The following is a 16,690-nucleotide window of genomic DNA, read 5'->3' on the forward strand; positions in this document are numbered from 1 at the left end:
TGCACGCCAAGATGGGACCGTGCCGCGCTCCGCCGAAGACCTCCACCGCATGGCGGTGGATCGCGTGAACAAGGGGCTCTACTCCGACGCGCGGCGTCGGCTCGCGCAGGCGGCAGCGCTCACGGAGGATCCGGACCTGCTCGGACGGATCGCGGGGACGCAGGCGTATGCGCTCGCCCGCACCGGCGACCTCGCGCGGGCGATCAGCGTCTGCCGGGCGGCGATGGACGACTCCCGCCTCGGGGCGCACACGCTCGCGGTCCTCGCGGGCCAGATGGGTGCCCTCGCCGAACAGGCGGGCGATCTCGACGATGCCGAGCGGTGGCTCACCCGGGGCGTCGACGGGCTCGACGGCGACGCCGAGGCGCGCGCCAACCTCCTCATGAACCGCAGCCTCATCAACATGCGGCGCCGGGCTCTCACCGGCGCGACGCGCGACGTGGCACAGGCGAGGGGCATCTTCGCGGCGCTCGAGATGCCCATCGCCGAAGCGCAGGCCCGGCACAACGAGGGCTACATCGCCCTCCTCTCCGGCGACCTGGTCACCGCGAACCAGTCGATGCTGACCGCACGCGCGACGCTCGCTCCGACCTCGGCGGTCATCGCCGCCATCTGCGACCTCGACCGCGCCGAGGTCCTGCGCGACGCGGGGCTCACCAACGAGGCGGAAGACAGCCTTCGTCGCGTCGCGTCCACCTTCGGCAGGCATCGGATGCCGCAGTCCCGCGCGGAGGCCGAGTTCCAGTTGGCGTGTTCGCTGCTCACCCACGACCCTTCCGGCGCGCGTGCGACCGCTCGCATCGCCGCCGCCCGCTTCCGGACGCTGGGCAACGAGACGTGGGCGGCGCGCGCCGACGGTGTGAGGCTGCGCGCGGATCTGATCGGCGATGCCCGGGAACGCGGCGGAGGTCAGGGGCCGCGCCCTCGGCGAGCCCCGAGCACCGGCGCGGTGGAGGCCGTCGCGTCGCGCCTGGCGGAGCGCGGGTTCGGCAACGAGGCCGCTGCGGTGCGGATGTCTCGCATCCTGGCCGAGTCCCGGCGCGCACCCGAGGCGGACCGCACACCGATCCGCGTGCCGCCGTCGGCGTCGATGGAGGTGCGGCTTCTCGCATACGAAGCCCGCGCGGCACGGGCGGCCGCATCCGGCCGGCCCGCTCTGGCGCGGCGCAACGCGGCAGCCGGGCTGGACGTGCTCGCACGCTGGCAGGAGTCGTTCGGGAGCCTCGACCTGCAGTCCGCGATCACCATGCACGGCAGCGGGCTGATCTACGCCGGACTCGAATCGGCGGTCCGATCCGGGCGTCCGGACGTCGTGTTCGAGTGGTCCGAGCGTGCCCGCCATCTGAGCCAGCAGATCGTGCCGCTGCGGCCTTCGCCGGATCCCGCCGTCGCCGAGGACATGGCGGAGATCCGGATGCTGCGCGCCGACGATCCCGCGTGGCTCTCGAATCCGCGTGTCGCGGAGCTCCGCGACCGCGCACGCGAGCGTCAGTGGTCGGCGACCGGGACGGCCGCCGTCGAGCACCGCGCGGATCTCGAGGAGATCCGCGACTCTCTCGACGCCGAGACGGCGCTGATCGCCTTCGTCTACACCCAGGACGCGCTGTCGGCGCTCGTCGTCACGCCGGAGCGCAGCCGGCTGCACCCGATCCCGCGGTGGGCGGACGTCCGTCGGTCGTTCCGTGGGCTGCGCGCCGACCTCGACATGGCGGCATCCGTTCGCGGGCCGATGGGGGAGATCGTCCGTCGCGGGCTCGCCGACAGGCTCGCCCTGCTCTCCGACGGTCTGCTCGCGGACCTGGTCGCGCTCACGTCGGCTCGCCGGCTCGTGATCACGGTTCCCGGCGTTCTGAGCGACGTGCCGTGGGCGATGCTGCCGGCGATGCGCGGGCGGGTGTTCACCCTGGCGGGATCGGCGACACGCTGGGCGCGAGGCCGCCGGACGCCGCGCGCGGCGTCGACCGCGGGCTTCGCAGCCGGTCCTCGTGTGCCGCGGGCGGTTGAGGAGATCGACGCCGCCGCCGGGGCGTGGCGCACACCGACCGTGCTGCGAGGCGAGGACGCATCGGTGGCCGGCGTGACCCGGGTCGCATCTCGCGTCGACGTGCTGCACGTCGCCGCGCACGGCCGCCACTCCGTCGACAACCCCATGTTCTCGGGCCTGGAACTCGCCGACGGGACCCTGTTCGGCTACGACATCGACCTCGTCGAGAAGGTCCCCGACGTCGTCGTGCTGTCGGCCTGCGAGGTGGGGCGCTCCTCGGTGCGCTGGGGCGAGGAGGCTGTCGGCATGACCCGGGTCTGGCTGTATGCGGGTGTGCGCAGCGTCGTGGCGGCGCCGGTCATCGTCGCCGACGACGACGCCTGCGATCTGCTCGCGGCGATGCACGAGGGCCTCGCCGCGGGGCAGGCGCCGTCGGAGGCGCTGGCCGCAGCATCCGTCCGCACCGGCATCGTCGCCCCGTTCCAGGTCCACGGCGCAGGTTTCTGAGATTTCTTCACGATCCCTGTATCAGGACGGATGCTGCCTGCTCTTGGTCATCGGAACGGCTTACGCTTCGCCGACGGGGGGTCGGCGAGCGGCTGACAGAAGACCTTCTGGGGAAATGCGGAATCGGCTAGGGTCTTCGCCGCCGATCCTCGAGGGGTGCTGCAGAGACTGGGGCGGCACCCCTCATCCCCATGCGGCGACGGGGCGGCGCTCAGCCGCGCGAGGAGTTGGCGGTGCGGCCGCGCACGATGCCGACGAACGCTTCGACCGCGGGCGTGGTCCGTTCGGCGGCCCATGCGAGCGCGACGGTCGAGATCGGGCCCCCGCTGAGCGCGCGGTATTCGACGTCCTTCCGATGATGCAGTCGTGCGACGGACATCGGCACCACCACGATCCCGACGCCGGCAGCGACCGTGGCGATCGCCTCGCCCGTGTCGGCGGGCGCGGCGAACCTCGGAGCCACCGTGCCGGGAAGATCGACGGCGAGCACGTCGTCCTGCGGCACGATGAGCACCTCGCCCACGAGGTCGGCGGCGTCGAGCTCGTCTTCAGCGGCGGTGAGGTGAGAATCCTTCGCGCACACCACCACAGGGACCTCGTCGTACAGCGGGATGACGTGGAGGCCGTCCTTGTCGAGCGGGAGCCGCACGAGGGCCGCGTCGAGCTCGCCCTCGCGCAGCGCGCGGCGCTGATCGGCGAAGGCCAGCGGGACCAGCTCGAGGCTGGTCCGCGGCATCCGTTCCTTCCAGATGTCGATCCACTTGCCGGGTGTCGCCCCCGGGATCGCGCCGAGGGTGAACGTCGTCGGCATGTCGGGTTCGGTGGGCGGCGTCGGCGACGGCCCGGGCGACGGCTGCGGCCGCCGCGTCTTGGCGGGCCCCGCCTTCGAGGAGGACACGGATGCTGCGCCCCCGCGCTTGCCCGATGCACCGCGTCCTCGTCCGCCTGTGCGCGACCCGCCCTTCGCCATGCTGTTCAGCGTAGCCGGGGCGATATGGTTCGCTCATGGTGGCGATTCTGGCAACGGTGTTCGCGGCGCTCGCCGCGCTCCTGCACGTCTACATCTTCGTGATGGAGAGCGTCCAGTGGACGCAGCCGAAGATCTGGAAACGATTCGGCGTGGCCGACCAGGCGGCCGCGGACACGACGAAGCCGATGGCGTACAACCAGGGCTACTACAACCTGTTCCTCGCGATCGGCGTCGTGATCGGGCTCGTGCTGCTCTTCGCGGGAAGCGACACCGCGCCCGTCCACGCGGCGGGGCTCGCGCTCGTGCTGTTCGCGCTGGGGTCGATGGTGGCCGCGGCGCTCGTGCTGCTCACGACCGGCCTGCGGTATCTGCGGCCGGCGCTCATCCAGGGCACGCTGCCCCTCATCGGGTTCGTGCTGTTCCTCTTCGCCTGAGCATCCACCCGCGGGACGGCTCAGCCGCACGCGCCCCACTGCCCGGAGGCTGAGGCGACCGCCGAGGACTCGAGCGAGCGCAGCACGGTCTCCTGGCTGCGATTTGGGGAGTAGACCTCGACGCGGGCGTCACCCTGCGCGACGAGTTCGCCGTTGACGAAGCGGCCGTCCGGCGTCCAGATGTAGAGGAGTGTTCTGCCGTACCGGTCGTGCACCTCGACGTCGGGAGCGACCAGGATCGTCGATCCCACGGGGACGAGCGATGTCAGCTTCGCCGTCGCCTCCGCACCCCAGCAGTCGAGTTCCGGGGAGATCTCGGGGGTGTCGATCCCGAGCAGGCGGACGCGCGTCGACTCGAGATCGCCGACGACGGCGTTGGGGGTGGCGACGCGAGCGCGCAGCGTGTCGCCGTCGTGGACGCTCTCGACGGTCATCTCGAACGCGTCGGCCGGGATCGCCGGCATCGTGGCGGGCGCGGCCGGGATGATCGGCGGCTCGGCGGGTTCGCGCGCGACGAACCACCAGTACGCGCCGCCCGCGATGACGAGCAGCAGGATGCCGAGAAGGACGCGTCTCATCACGACGCGAGCCTATGCGGTGGCGCCGACGCGCCACCGCGGGTCTCACGCGGCCAGACGCAGTCCGCGCTTGTCGGTGGCGACGCGCTCGCCGTCGGCGATCGTCTCGTCGTCGCCGATGAGCGAGCCCCCGGCGACGCGGGCGTCGTGCCCGACCTGGGTGCGCACGCCGATCTTCGCGCGCGGGCCGATGGCCGCGCGCGGCCCGATGTGGGCGTGCGGTGCGATCTCGGCGTCAGGCCCGATGACGGCATCCGTCTCGACCCATACGCCCCTGCCGACGTGCGCGCCTGCGGCGATCTGCACGCCCGGTTCGACATACGCCCCCGCTTCGACGATGGCGCTGGGGTGCACCTTCGCTCCGTGCGCGATCAGGCCCCGACCGTTGACGTGCTTGCGGTAGCGCAGCATCTCGCCCTGGTCGTTCTCGATGTCGATGTAGTTCTTTCCCACGGTCCCCTCCTGGAGCAGCACATGGTGCTGAGTACAGGAATAACGATGGGGAGGGGTGATTCATTCCCGCGCATCGGAACGATTCGGGCGCGGGCGTGGAGCGGCCCCGCGTCCTGAGTGGACGCGGGGCCGGAAAGGGGTGCTGATCAGCGCGTGACGTACTCGTCGGCGGCCGAGAGCGCCCGGTCGATGACGTCGAGCCCGCGCACCAGCTCGTCCTCGGTGATCACCAGCGGAGGCGCCACATGCACGCGGTTGAAATGCGTGAACGGCCACACCCCTTCCCGCTTGCACGCCGCGGCGACCGCGGCGAGGGGCGCAGCATCCGTCCCGCTCGCGTTGAAGGGCACGAGCTGCTCGCGGGTCTCGCGGTCTTTGACGAGCTCGATCGCCCAGAAGAGCCCCATTCCGCGGATGTCGCCGACGGAGGGATGCCGCGACGCGAGGTCGCGCAGGCGAGGCTCGACGACGCGCGCGCCGAGGTCGCGCACGCGCGCGAGGATGCCGTCACGCTCGAACACCTCGAATGTGGCGACACCCGCCGCGCACGCCAGCGGATGGCCGGAGTACGTGAGCCCGCCGGGGAACGACACGGTGTCGAAGTGCGACGCGATCCGATCGGAGATTACGACACCGCCGAGCGGCACGTAGCCGGAGTTCACGCCCTTCGCGAAGGTGATGAGGTCGGGCTGCACGTCGAACGCGTGGAACGCGAACCACTCGCCCACGCGGCCGAAGCCCACCATGACCTCGTCGGCGATGTAGACGATGCCGTAGCGGTCGCACAGCTCACGCACGCCGGCGAGGTAGCCGGGCGGCGGCACGAGCACCCCGTTCGTGCCGACGATCGTCTCGATGATGATCGCGGCGATCGTCGTGGCGCCCTCGAGCACGATGGTCTGCTCGAGGTGCTCGAGCGCGCGCTGCGTCTCTTCCTCGGCGCTCGACGAGTGGAACGCCGAGCGGTACGGGTACGGACCGAAGAACTTCGCGGTCGAGCCGTCCGCGGGCTCATTGGGCCAGCGGCGCGGGTCGCCGGTCAGCGAGATCGCCGTGGTGGTGTTGCCGTGGTAGCTGCGGTACATCGACAGCACCTTGCGGCGACCGGTCACGAGGCGAGCCATGCGCACCGCGTTCTCGTTCGCATCGGCGCCGCCGTTCGTGAAGAACACCTTCTCGAAGCCGTCGCCGGCGACCTCGGCGATGCGCCGGGCGAGCTCGCCGCGCACGTCGCTGGCCATCGACGGCTGGATCGTCGCGAGACGAGCCGCCTGATCCTGGATGGCCCGGACGAGATCCGGATGCTGATGCCCGAGGTTGAGGTTCACCAGCTGGGAGCTGAAGTCGAGGTAGGCGTTGCCGCGGTAGTCCCAGAAGGTCGACCCCTCGCCCGACGCGATGGGGAGCGGGTCGATGAGCGCCTGCGCGCTCCACGAGTGGAACACGTGACCGCGGTCGTCCGCGCGTACGCGGGCGTCGGCCTCGAGGTCGGGGAGCGGGCGCGAGGCGCCTGCCGGGTCGATGTAGACGGCGGTGTCTGCGAGCGTGTCGGTCATGGGAGTCCCTGGGTTCCGGATGCTGCGGGTCAGTTGTTCTGGGGGAAGCCGAGGTTGATGCCGCCGTGGCTGGCGGGGTCGAGCCAGCGGGAGGTGATGGCCTTCTCGCGGGTGAAGAAGTCGAACCCGTGCACGCCGTAGGCTTTCGCGTCGCCGAACAGGGACTGCTTCCACCCGCCGAACGAGTGGTAGGCGACGGGGACGGGGATCGGGACGTTGATGCCGATCATGCCGACCTCGACCTCGTTCTGGAACCGGCGGGCGGCTCCCCCGTCGTTGGTGAAGATCGCGGTGCCGTTGCCGAACTGGCCGGAGTTGATGAGGTCGAGGCCCTCGTCGTACGAGGCGACGCGGACGACGGAGAGGACAGGTCCGAAGATCTCCTCCTGATACGCCCGGCTCGTGGTCGGGATGTCGTCGATGAGCGTCGGGCCGAAGAAGAAGCCGTCCTCATGACCCTCGACCTGGAAGCCGCGGCCGTCGACCACGATGGTCGCGCCGTCCTGCTCGGCGATGTCGACGTACTGCGAGACCTTGTCGCGGTGCACGTCGGTGATCAGCGGGCCCATGTCGGGCTCGACACCGTCGATGCCCGCCCCGTTGCCGATGGTCAGCTTGCCGATGCGGTCGGTGATCTTGGCGATCAGCTCGTCGGCGACCGGCTCCACGGCGAGCACGACGGAGATGGCCATGCAGCGTTCCCCGGCGGCGCCGTAGCCGGCGTTGATGGCCTGGTCGGCGACGAGGTCCAGGTCCGCGTCGGGGAGCACCAGCATGTGGTTCTTCGCGCCACCCAGCGCCTGCACCCGCTTGCCGTGGCGGGACGCGGTCTCGTAGATGTACTGCGCGATCGGCGTCGACCCGACGAACGAGATCGACGCGACATCGGGGGAGGTGAGCAGGCCGTCGACGGCGAGCTTGTCACCCTGCAGCACCGTGAACACGCCGTCCGGCAGGCCGGCTTCCTTCCACAGCTCCGCCATCCACAGCGCCGCGGTGGGGTCCTTCTCACTCGGCTTCAGGATGACGGCGTTGCCGGCGGCGATCGCGATCGGGAAGAACCACATCGGCACCATCGCGGGGAAGTTGAACGGCGAGATGATGCCGACCACACCGAGGGGCTGCTTCAGCGAGTACACGTCCACGCCGGTCGACGCGTTCTCACTGAACGCGCCCTTGATCAGGTGCGGGAACCCGGTCGCGAGCTCCACGACCTCCTGGCCGCGGAGGATCTCACCCATCGCGTCGGAGAGCACCTTGCCGTGCTCGGCCGTGATGATCTCCGCCAGCTCGCGCTTGCGGGCGTTCAGCAGCTCCCGGAACGCGAACAGCACCGTCTGCCGCTTCGCGATCGAGAACCCCTTCCACACCCGGTACCCGGCCTTCGCCGAGCCGATCGCCGCGTCGATCTCGGCCTGATCGGCCAACGCGACCCGCGCCGACACAGCACCGGTCGCAGGGTTGAACACCGGCGCGGTGCGGCCGGACGTCGAGGCACGCTCCGCGCCATCGATCCAATGCGAGATGACCCGGACGTCGGCGTCCGTGGGTGCGGTGGCGGCGGCGCTCTCGGCAATGCTCATGGGGTTCCTTCTCGGCGTCGGACAGATCGTGTGGCGATCCCGTAGGCTGGGCGGGTCCCAGCCTGTCAGAGAAGAAGAGGCGGCCACGGTGCCCGACCGTCGCGAAGATCGGACGATTCACACGGATCGTCCGGCAGATCGATCCGCAGATGAGATCCTCCCGACCGTGCGCGAAGTGATCGCGCTCGAAGCGGTCGCGCAGGGCGTTCCCGAAGTGCTCGTCGGCGACGATGCGCTCGATGCGCGCGTGCGCTGGCTGCACGTCTCCGACAGCGCGGGAGTCGCGCGACTGCTGAACGGCGGCGAGCTGCTGCTGTCGACCGGCTCGTCGTGGCCCGTCGAGCCGGGCGACCTGAGCCGGTTCATCGACGAGCTCGCCGACGCCGGCCTCTCCGGCCTCGTGCTCGAGCTGGGTACGCACTATCGCTATGTCCCGGCAGTCGTCGTCGAGGCCGCCCGCGAACGCGGCCTCGCCCTCATCGTGCTCCACCGCGAGCTCAAGTTCGTCACGGTCACCGAGGCCGTGCACAGCCGCATCATCACGGGCCAGACCGACGCGCTGCGCGCCCGGGACGAAGTGCGTGAGCGCTTCACGGCCCTGGTGCTGCGCGGATCGCCCGCGGACTTCATCGTCCACCAGCTCGCGCAGACGCTCGGCGCGCCTATCGTGCTCGAGAACCTGGGCTACGAGGTCGTGGCCGCAGAGGTGCCGCTCGCGATGGAGGAGGAGCTCTTCACCGAGTGGGAGCTGCGCTCACGCTCTGCGCACCGGCGATCCGAGCAGCGTCGCGAGCGCGGGGTCCCGGCGGGCGCGGAGGACTGGCTGATCGTTCCGGTCGAGGCACGAGGCATCCGTTGGGGGAATCTCATCGCCCTCCCCGGTCCCGAGCACGCCGCCGGCCGCACCGCGGTGCTCGAGCAGGGCGCGATCGCCCTCGCGGTGGGGCGCCTCGCCGACGGCGACGCCGACGAGTGGGCGCGCATCGGCCGGCGTCGCCTCGTCGACGGGCTGCTCGCCGGGCGCTTCGCCGGTGTCGGTGGCGCGGCTGCCCGACTTGAAGCCGCGGGCCTGCCGCTGCGCGGCGCGAAGCTGTACGGACTTGTCGTGTCGGGTGCGCCCGTCGCGGTGGAGAGAGCGGATGCTGCGGCCCGCCGCCTGCGCGGGCGCGCGCTGGCGGGCTCGGCGCCGGCGGGCGTCGTGGCGCCGGCGACCACGATGCTGGTGTCGCTTCCGCCCGACGCCGTGTTCGACGACGCCGCGGTGGTCGCGTTCGTGCGCGCGCTCGTCGACGCCGCCGACGTGGAGCGCGTCACGGTGTCGGTCGGCCGCGGCGCCGACGGCATCGACGCCGCGCTCGCGTCGGTGCACGAGGCGGTCGATCTCGCGGGCGGCCGACGGCGGCGTTCCGGCCGCGGTCCGCACCTGCGGCGCGCCGAGAACCGGCCGCTCGTGCAGCTGGTCACCGCGCTGCGGGACGACCACCGCGTGCTCGAGCACGGCGAGCGGATGCTGGCACCGCTGATCTCCTACGACCTGTCTCGCTCGGGCGATCTGCTGGACGTTCTCGAGGCCATGCTCGCTCACCCGGGCAATCGCACGGCGGCGGCCGGGGCATCCCATCTGTCCCGATCGGTCTTCTATCAGCGCATCGCGCTCATCGAGGAGCTGCTGGGCTCCGATCTCGACGACGGCGAGACCCAGACCGCACTGCACCTGGCGCTGCTGGTGCGGCGGTCGGCAGGACGCTGACGCGGGGCGTCAGCTCGCGATGTAGACCTTGCGGAGGGTTTCGCGGACCGTCCACACCGTGCGCATGCCCGCCGTCAGGCGCGTGACAGAGCCCGGTCGGAGCTCGATCGGCTCGAGCGCCGGGTCGTCGAACGACACGGTCGCCGAGCCCGAGAGCACGACGAAGACCTCGTCCGTCTCGACATCGGTCGACGTGCCGGGCGTGTGCTCCCACACGCCGAGCTCGACGCCGCCGAACGTGCCGAGGTCGGCGAACCCCGTGGCGGGTGAGCCCTCGACCACCTGTTCTGCCGGAACGGGCTCGACCTCGAGCACGAGGGACGCGGCATCCGTCACGAGTCCGGGGTTCACGAGTCGAACCCGAGGCCCAGCGCGTCGAGCGTCTTCAGCAGGAGGTTGCGCCTGCCCTTGTTGTGGTCGGCGCGGTCGAGCGACCAGCGGGTCGCGTTGATGCCCATCGACGCGGCGGGCTCGGGCGGGAACGGCAGCGGACGCTTGCGCACCATCTCGAGCTGGGTGCGTTCGTTCTCGACGCCGTCGAGCAGGTCGAGCATGACCTCGCCGGCGAAGCGGGTCGACCCGACGCCGAGCCCGGTGAATCCGGCGGCGTAGGCGACGCGGCGGTCGCGGGCGGTGCCGAAGAACGCCGTGAACTGGGTCGAGGTGTCGATCGCGCCCGCCCACTGGTGGGTGAAGCGCAGCCCTTCGAGCTGCGGAAAGGTGGTGAAGAAATGGCTCGCGAGCTTGGCCCAGGTCTCGGGCCGATTCTCGTACGCGGGATCGACCTTGCGGCCGTAGCGGTAGATCGCGTCGTAGCCGCCGAACAGGATCCGGTTGTCCCGGGTGATCCGGTAGTAGTGGAACTGGTTGGCCATGTCGCCGATGCCCTGGCGGTCCTGCCAGCCGATCGACGTGAGCTGGGCGTCGGTCAGCGGCTCCGTCATCAGCACGTAGTCGTAGACCGGAACCGTCATGAGCCGGTTGCGCTTGATGAGCGACGGGAACACATTGGTGCCGAGCGCGGCATGGGATGCCTCGACCCGCCCGTCGGCGGTGACGACGACCACGCCCGGTCCGCTCGTGTCGAGCCCGGTGACATGCGAGCGCTCGAAGATCACGACGCCGCGCTCCTCGCAGACGCGGGCGAGCTCGGCGGCCATCCGAGCGGGGTGGACCATGCCGCACGCGTTCTTCTCCCACACCGCGGCGAGGTAGGTGGGGGAATGGACCGAGGCCTGGGCCTCGGCGCGGTCGAGATAGACCACGCCCTCATCGCCCTCGGCTGCCCACTCCTTCAGCCACTCGACCTGGTGCGGTTCGATGGCCGGAGCGAGCTGCCCGGTGCGCTCGAACTGGAAATCCATGCCGAAGCGGGCCTCGGAGGCCTCGATCGCATCGAGGTTCTCGTGCCCGAGCCGGTCGAGCGTGGGCATCTCCTTCGGCCAGCGGGCCATGCCGTTCTCGTGGCCGTGAGTGAGGCTGGCCTCGCAGAAGCCGCCGTTGCGACCCGACGCGGCCCACCCGACGCGCTGCGCCTCGACGACCACGACCTTCGCGTCGGGGTCGCGTTCGGTGGCGAGGAGCGCCGTCCACAGGCCGGTGTAGCCTCCGCCCACGACGACCAGGTCGGCGCGGTGCGATCCGACGAGCGCGGGCCGGTCGGGCAGGAGGCTCTCGGGCAGGTCGTCGCGCCAGAACACCGCGTGCTGCGTGTCGGCGAGGGAGTGCTGGACGACGGATGCGGTCGGCCGCTGTCGTTCGAAGACGGTCGTGCCCACGGGTATCAACTCCGATGCGGTGTGTGGTGCTCCCATCCTCACCCGTCGGCCGGGTCGATGCAGGGCTTGCCTGTCGGAAGTTGTCCGGCGGGCCGGACAAGTTGTCGCGGGTCAGCCGGCGACGAGCTCGCCGACCAGCGCGTCGACGTCGGCGACGCGGGCGTAGGTGCCGTCGAGGGCCGCCATGAACGCGAGGTGCACCTGCGCGCCGGGCACGGTGCGCCCGCCGTAGGCGAGGTCGGGGGCGGCGCATGCGTCCTGTGCGACGGCGACGCGGAAGCCGAGATCGGACGCCGCACGCACGGTCGCGTCGACGCACATGCTCGACATCATGCCGGCGACGACGATCTCGTCGGCGTCCGCGGCGCGCAGCAGCGACTCGAGCCCCGTGCCGAGGAACGCGTTCGGCTCGTGCTTGACGATGACGTGCTCCTCGCCGTCGGGCGCGACGCGCGGATCGAACTCGACGCCGGGCGTGCCGGGGGCGAAGAACGCCGCGTCCGGGCCGTCCCACACGTGCTGCACGTGCACGACGCGCTCCCCCGAGGTGCGGAACCCGGCGAGCAGTCGCGCGGCGGCATCGGCGGCGGCGTCCGGGTCGACGAGCGGATGCCGCCCACCCGGGAAGTAGTCGCGCTGGATGTCGATGAGGAGCAGGAGTCGGGTCACCGCAACAGCATAGGGTCGCGCAACAGGATCAGCCGCCCGTCATCGTGCGGGCGATCTGCGTCGCGGAGTCGCCCGCGCGCTTCAGCACGAGCGCGACGAGTGCGAGGGCGACGAGCGTCAGCAGCAGCATGATCGTCGACACGGCGGCGATCTCGGGACGAAGACCCGTGCGCAGCGCGCTCAGCACGTACACCGGCCACGGCGTCGTGCCCGACACCTGGACGAACGCGGCCACGATCGTGTTGTCGAGGCTGAGCGTGAACGCGAGCAGGAAGCCGGCGAGCACCGCCGGCATCGCGAGTGCGAGCGTGACGCGGCGGAACGTGGTGAACGGCGTGGCATAGAGATCGGCGGATGCCTCTTCCAGCTGCGCGTCCTGACCCACCAGCCGGGCGCGCACGATGTACGACACGACGGCCGTCGCGAACAGAGAGGAGCCCACCGACAGACGCACGATGCCGTCGTTGAACATCGTCATCCCGAGGTCTTGCCCGAGGAACACCATGAACGGCAGCAGCGCGACGGCGTCGACGATCTCCGGCGTGACCGAGACGAGCAGCAGCAGCCCCAGGAACCACCACACCCACTTGCCGGGGTGCCGCGCCATCGCGATCCCGGCGAGGGTGCCCAGCACCGTCGCGATGATCGCCGCGATCAGCGCCGTGAGGAGCGATACCCGCACGGCGTTCTGGATCGCCGGCTTCTCGAGGATCGAGGCGAAGGCGTCGAACCCGAAGCCATCCCACACGGCCAGCAGGCGCCCGGTGTTGAAGGAGTGGACGACGATCACGATGATCGGCAGGAACAGGAAGAGCATGACCAGAAGGCCCCACACGCCGAAGGCGGCGTCCGACCACGACCGGCGCGGACGCCGGCGCGGCGCCGCGCCCGGGCGGGCGACGCCGTGATCGCGGGCCTCCGCCTGCAGGATCGTCTCGGTCTCGGTCTGCGTGGTCACGTCGTGGCCTCCAGGATCGCGGTGGGCGCAGCATCCGTTCTCGCGTGCTCGGGAGCCGGCCCCAGAACCAGCCGGTGGCGGGAGCGGAACGGCAGCGCGACGAGCCAGATGATCACGGCGCACACGCCGATCGTGACCAGGATCAGCAGCATGAGCAGCACCGCCATCGCGGAGCCGAGTGCCCAGTTCTGCGCGGTCTGGAACTGCCCCGCGACGAGCTGGCCGACCATGTTGCCCTTCGCCCCGCCGAGCACCGTGGCGGTGATGTAGTCGCCCATCAGGGGGATGAACACCAGCAGCACGCCCGCGATGATGCCGGGCTGCGACAGCGGCAGCGTCACGCGGAGGAACGTCGTGAGCTTGCCGGCGCCGAGGTCCTTCGATGCCTCACGCAGTGCCGGACCGACCCGGTCGAACGCGACGAACAGCGGCAGGATCATGAGCGGCAGGTAGTTGTAGACCACGCCGATGATGACGGCGGCGCGCGTGTACAGCACCTCGAGCGGGCCGTCGAGCACGCCGATGCCCTGCATCAAGGTCGACAGCCATCCTTCGGGGGCGAGGATCACCTGCCAGCCGATCGTCCGGACCAGGAAGTTGGTCCAGAACGGCACGAGCACCAGGGCGATGAGGATGCCGCGGCGCTGCGGCTTCACCTTGAAGGCCATCCAGTACGCGACCGGGGCCCCGATCACGAAGCAGAGGACTGTGCCGATGATCCCCACCCACAGGGTGTTCTGGAAGGTCGCGAGGAACGTGGGCGAGATGGCTTCGACGTAGCGGTCGAACGAGAGGACGTCGTTCGCGTGGGTGCCGAACACGCCGGGCTTGTAGCCGAAGCTGAACCACACGACCATGGCGACCGGCGCGACGAAGAAGACGAGCAGCCACGCCCAGGCGGGGACCGCCAGCGCGGGCCCCACCGCGCGGGTGGTGCGACTACGCACCGGCGGCAGCCTTCACCTCGTTGTAGATCTCGACGCGGGTGCTCAGCGAGTCGTTGAGCACCTGCTCGTGCATGCTCTCGAGCTGCTCCGGCGTGAAGAAGATCATGTCGAGACGCTCGACCTCGGCTTCCTCGGCCGCCCCCTGCATGTCCTTGCCGCCGACGTTGTAGCCGACCCACTCGAGGTTCAGCATCTGGTTCTCGGGCGCCATCGCGAAGTCGATGAAGGCGTGCGCCGCCTCGGGGTGGGCAGCCCCGGTCGCGATCGCCCAGTTGTCCATCCAGAGCTCCGTCTGCGGGCCGGGCAGCACCCACTGCCAGCGGTCGGGGTCCGACGACTCCTGCATGCCGAGGCGCGCGTCGCCGTTCCACGCCATGAGCAGGGCGTGCGTGCCCTGCGGAATCGTGTTGGCGCCGGCCGCGGAGTCGAACGCGGCGACGTGGGGCGCAACCTTCTCGACGAGGAAGGCGCGGGCCGCCTCGAGCTCGTCGGGGTCGTCGGTGTTCCAGTCCATGTCGTTGGCCCAGAAGTACGACCCGACGACGCCCGCGGGGTCGTCCGACATCGCGGTCTTCCCGCTCGCCTCGTTCTGCGCGGCGTCGAAGAAGTCGGCCCACGTGGTCAGCTCGCGGGTGATCACGTTCTTGTCGTAGACGTAGCCCGTCGTGCCCCAGGCCTTGCAGATCGAGTAGTCGTTGCCCGGGTCCCACGCGCGGCCGAGGAAGGCCGGGTCCATGTTCGCGAGGTTCGGGAGCAGGTCCTTGTTGAGCTTCTGCAGCAGCCCCTGCTCGATCATCTGCGGGATGAAGACGCCCGTGGGCACGACGATGTCGTAGCCCGACGTGCCCTTCGCGGCGACGAGCTTGGCGATGAGCTCCTCGTTCGAGCCGTACGAGTCGAGCGTGACCTTGGGGCCGAGCTCGGCGCTGAACGCCTCGACGACCTCGGGGGCGTCGTACTCGGCCCACGTGTACACCGACAGGCTGTCCTCGAGTGCGCCGCCGGTCGCCTGCGGGGCGGGTGCCCCGCTGCCGCCCGGGGTGCACGCCGCCAGCACGGTGACGCCGCCCGCGAGCGCGGCGAGACTCAGGAAGCGCCGGCGCGACAGCTCGCGTGCGATCAACGGCGCCGCGTTCTCGGGGGCGAGGATGCGGAGCGGCGTACGGGGCTGGGTCATCGGGTACTCCGGATTCGGTCGGGAGCCGGGAGAGCGGATGCTGCGGCTGCGGGGTGCGACGGTCGTGCGGGTCGTGCGGTGATGCGTCGGGTTCGGCTGGTGCGTCGGGTCGGGTGGTGCGTCGGTCGGGTCAGGCGGTCGGCGGGGAGATGTAGCCGCCCTGCTCGGCGGCATCGTCGTCGGCGGCGGGGAAGAGCAGCACGTGGTGCGCCGCCCACGTGCACACGACGGGGTCGCCGATCGCGAGCGCCGGGGCGTCGGGCGTCGGTCGCCGCACGATGAGGCTCTGATCGCCGCCGAGCCGCACCAGGTACTGCATCGTGTCGCCGAGGTGGGAGACTCCGATCAGTTCGCCCCTCGCGGTGTTGGCGTCGGATCGGGTCTCGGCCGTCGTGTCCTTCTCGATGCGGATGAACTCGGGCCGCACCGCGGCCTCGCCGAGGTTCGTGCTCGTGAGCACGGGCGACGCCGCCCTGACCAGCGCGTGCGTCGAGGTGATCGCCGCGCCCGCCTCGGCGGCCGGTCCGCGGAAGAAGTTCTGCTGCCCCACGAACGCGGCGACGTACGCCGACGCCGGCCGGGCGTACACCGTGTCGGCGTCGGCGAGCTGCTCGATGCGGCCGGCGCGCATGATCGCGATGCGGTCGCTCATCGACAGCGCCTCGCCCTGGTCGTGTGTCACGAAGACGAACGTGATGCCCAGGCGCGACTGCAGCAGCTTGAGCTCGAGCTGCATCTCCTCGCGCAGCTGGCGGTCGAGGGCCCCGAGCGGCTCGTCGAGCAGAAGCACCGCGGGCCGGTTCACGAGGGCGCGAGCCAGCGCGATGCGCTGCTGCTGCCCGCCCGATAGCTGGGTGGGCTTGCGGTCGCCGAAGCGGCGCATCTGCACCATGTCGAGCGCCTGCGTGACGCGCTCGCGCACTTCGGCCTTGGGGGTGCGCCGCTGCTGCAGCCCGTAGGCCACGTTCTCGGCCACCGACAGGTGCGGGAACAGCGCGTAGGCCTGGAAGACCGTGTTGACATCGCGCTTGTACGGCGGCGCGGCGAGCACCGATCGTCCCGAGATGCGGATGTCGCCGGCATCGGGGTGCTCGAACCCCGCGATCATCCGCAGCGTGGTCGTCTTGCCGCAGCCCGAGGGCCCGAGCAGGGAGAGGAACTCGCCGGGCTGGATCTCGAGCGAGAGGTCGTCGACGGCGACCTGCTCGCCGTAGTACTTGGTGATGCCCGACAGTGTGACGGCCCCGCGTGCGCCGTCGCCGTCGGGGGGAACCTGCTCCGCCGAAGCCTGCGCTGCGGTCGCCGTGCCTGTGGACATCGTCACCTCGTGAGGGTCCTTCTGGTCG

At 70.8% G+C, this 16,690-nt stretch carries 15 protein-coding genes; 3 read left to right on the forward strand and 12 right to left on the reverse strand.

Annotated features, from left to right (window positions below; all coding sequences use genetic code 11):
- Positions 1 to 19: 19 nt before the first annotated feature.
- Entirely contained in the window at positions 20 to 2,491 is a 2,472-nt protein-coding gene (locus ACFC1I_RS17655) for a CHAT domain-containing protein (RefSeq protein ID WP_376012365.1), read from the forward strand.
- Positions 2,492 to 2,702: 211 nt separating this feature from the next.
- Here the strand turns inward: ACFC1I_RS17655 and ACFC1I_RS17660 are convergent, their stop codons facing one another.
- Positions 2,703 to 3,461 carry a LysR substrate-binding domain-containing protein gene (locus ACFC1I_RS17660; protein ID WP_376012368.1) on the reverse strand — a complete coding sequence of 253 codons (759 nt, stop codon included), beginning with the start codon at positions 3,459 to 3,461 and terminating at the stop codon, positions 2,703 to 2,705.
- A 35-nt stretch (positions 3,462 to 3,496) separates the two neighbouring features.
- Here ACFC1I_RS17660 and ACFC1I_RS17665 point away from each other — a divergent pair, with 35 nt between their 5' ends.
- Positions 3,497 to 3,895 (forward strand): DUF1304 domain-containing protein, encoded by a 399-nt coding sequence (locus tag ACFC1I_RS17665; RefSeq protein ID WP_376012370.1) that lies wholly within the window; start codon positions 3,497 to 3,499, stop codon positions 3,893 to 3,895.
- 20 nt (positions 3,896 to 3,915) lie between these two features.
- Here the strand turns inward: ACFC1I_RS17665 and ACFC1I_RS17670 are convergent, their stop codons facing one another.
- From ACFC1I_RS17670 to ACFC1I_RS17685, 4 genes are all read right to left on the reverse strand, one after another.
- The gene (locus ACFC1I_RS17670) at positions 3,916 to 4,473 is read right to left on the reverse strand and encodes a thermonuclease family protein (protein WP_376013093.1); all 558 of its coding nucleotides are present in this window, start codon (positions 4,471 to 4,473) and stop codon (positions 3,916 to 3,918) included.
- A 45-nt stretch (positions 4,474 to 4,518) separates the two neighbouring features.
- The gene (locus ACFC1I_RS17675; RefSeq protein ID WP_056372272.1) at positions 4,519 to 4,926 is read right to left on the reverse strand and encodes a transferase; all 408 of its coding nucleotides are present in this window, start codon (positions 4,924 to 4,926) and stop codon (positions 4,519 to 4,521) included.
- Positions 4,927 to 5,072: 146 nt separating this feature from the next.
- Positions 5,073 to 6,482: an aspartate aminotransferase family protein gene (locus ACFC1I_RS17680; RefSeq protein WP_376012371.1), complete on the reverse strand. Its 1,410-nt coding sequence runs from the start codon at positions 6,480 to 6,482 to the stop codon at positions 5,073 to 5,075.
- A 29-nt stretch (positions 6,483 to 6,511) separates the two neighbouring features.
- Positions 6,512 to 8,065, reverse strand: coding sequence for a CoA-acylating methylmalonate-semialdehyde dehydrogenase (locus ACFC1I_RS17685; protein ID WP_376012374.1), 1,554 nt, complete (start codon positions 8,063 to 8,065; stop codon positions 6,512 to 6,514).
- Between the two features lie 166 nt (positions 8,066 to 8,231).
- Here ACFC1I_RS17685 and ACFC1I_RS17690 point away from each other — a divergent pair, with 166 nt between their 5' ends.
- Positions 8,232 to 9,815, forward strand: a complete 1,584-nt coding sequence (locus tag ACFC1I_RS17690; protein ID WP_376012376.1) for a PucR family transcriptional regulator — start codon at positions 8,232 to 8,234, stop codon at positions 9,813 to 9,815.
- Positions 9,816 to 9,824: 9 nt separating this feature from the next.
- Here the strand turns inward: ACFC1I_RS17690 and ACFC1I_RS17695 are convergent, their stop codons facing one another.
- The 7 genes from ACFC1I_RS17695 to ACFC1I_RS17725 form a co-directional block, all read right to left on the reverse strand.
- The gene (locus ACFC1I_RS17695) at positions 9,825 to 10,166 is read right to left on the reverse strand and encodes a cupin domain-containing protein (protein WP_376012378.1); all 342 of its coding nucleotides are present in this window, start codon (positions 10,164 to 10,166) and stop codon (positions 9,825 to 9,827) included.
- Positions 10,163 to 11,593, reverse strand: a complete 1,431-nt coding sequence (locus tag ACFC1I_RS17700; RefSeq protein ID WP_376012381.1) for an NAD(P)/FAD-dependent oxidoreductase — start codon at positions 11,591 to 11,593, stop codon at positions 10,163 to 10,165. Before ACFC1I_RS17700 ends, ACFC1I_RS17695 begins: the two co-directional genes overlap by 4 nt.
- 111 nt (positions 11,594 to 11,704) lie before the next feature.
- The gene (locus tag ACFC1I_RS17705; protein ID WP_376012383.1) at positions 11,705 to 12,262 is read right to left on the reverse strand and encodes a cysteine hydrolase family protein; all 558 of its coding nucleotides are present in this window, start codon (positions 12,260 to 12,262) and stop codon (positions 11,705 to 11,707) included.
- Positions 12,263 to 12,290: 28 nt separating this feature from the next.
- On the reverse strand, positions 12,291 to 13,220 hold the full coding sequence (locus ACFC1I_RS17710) for an ABC transporter permease (protein ID WP_376012386.1): 930 nt from the start codon (positions 13,218 to 13,220) through the stop codon (positions 12,291 to 12,293).
- Positions 13,217 to 14,167, reverse strand: coding sequence for an ABC transporter permease (locus ACFC1I_RS17715; protein WP_376012389.1), 951 nt, complete (start codon positions 14,165 to 14,167; stop codon positions 13,217 to 13,219). The genes ACFC1I_RS17710 and ACFC1I_RS17715 overlap by 4 nt, the downstream gene beginning before the upstream one ends.
- The gene (locus tag ACFC1I_RS17720; protein ID WP_376012391.1) at positions 14,160 to 15,344 is read right to left on the reverse strand and encodes a spermidine/putrescine ABC transporter substrate-binding protein; all 1,185 of its coding nucleotides are present in this window, start codon (positions 15,342 to 15,344) and stop codon (positions 14,160 to 14,162) included. Before ACFC1I_RS17720 ends, ACFC1I_RS17715 begins: the two co-directional genes overlap by 8 nt.
- 130 nt (positions 15,345 to 15,474) lie before the next feature.
- The gene (locus ACFC1I_RS17725) at positions 15,475 to 16,662 is read right to left on the reverse strand and encodes an ABC transporter ATP-binding protein (protein ID WP_376013096.1); all 1,188 of its coding nucleotides are present in this window, start codon (positions 16,660 to 16,662) and stop codon (positions 15,475 to 15,477) included.
- Positions 16,663 to 16,690: the final 28 nt, after the last annotated feature.

The sequence above is a fragment of the Microbacterium sp. NPDC056044 genome, from assembly GCF_042267145.1.
Lineage (GTDB): Bacteria > Actinomycetota > Actinomycetes > Actinomycetales > Microbacteriaceae > Microbacterium.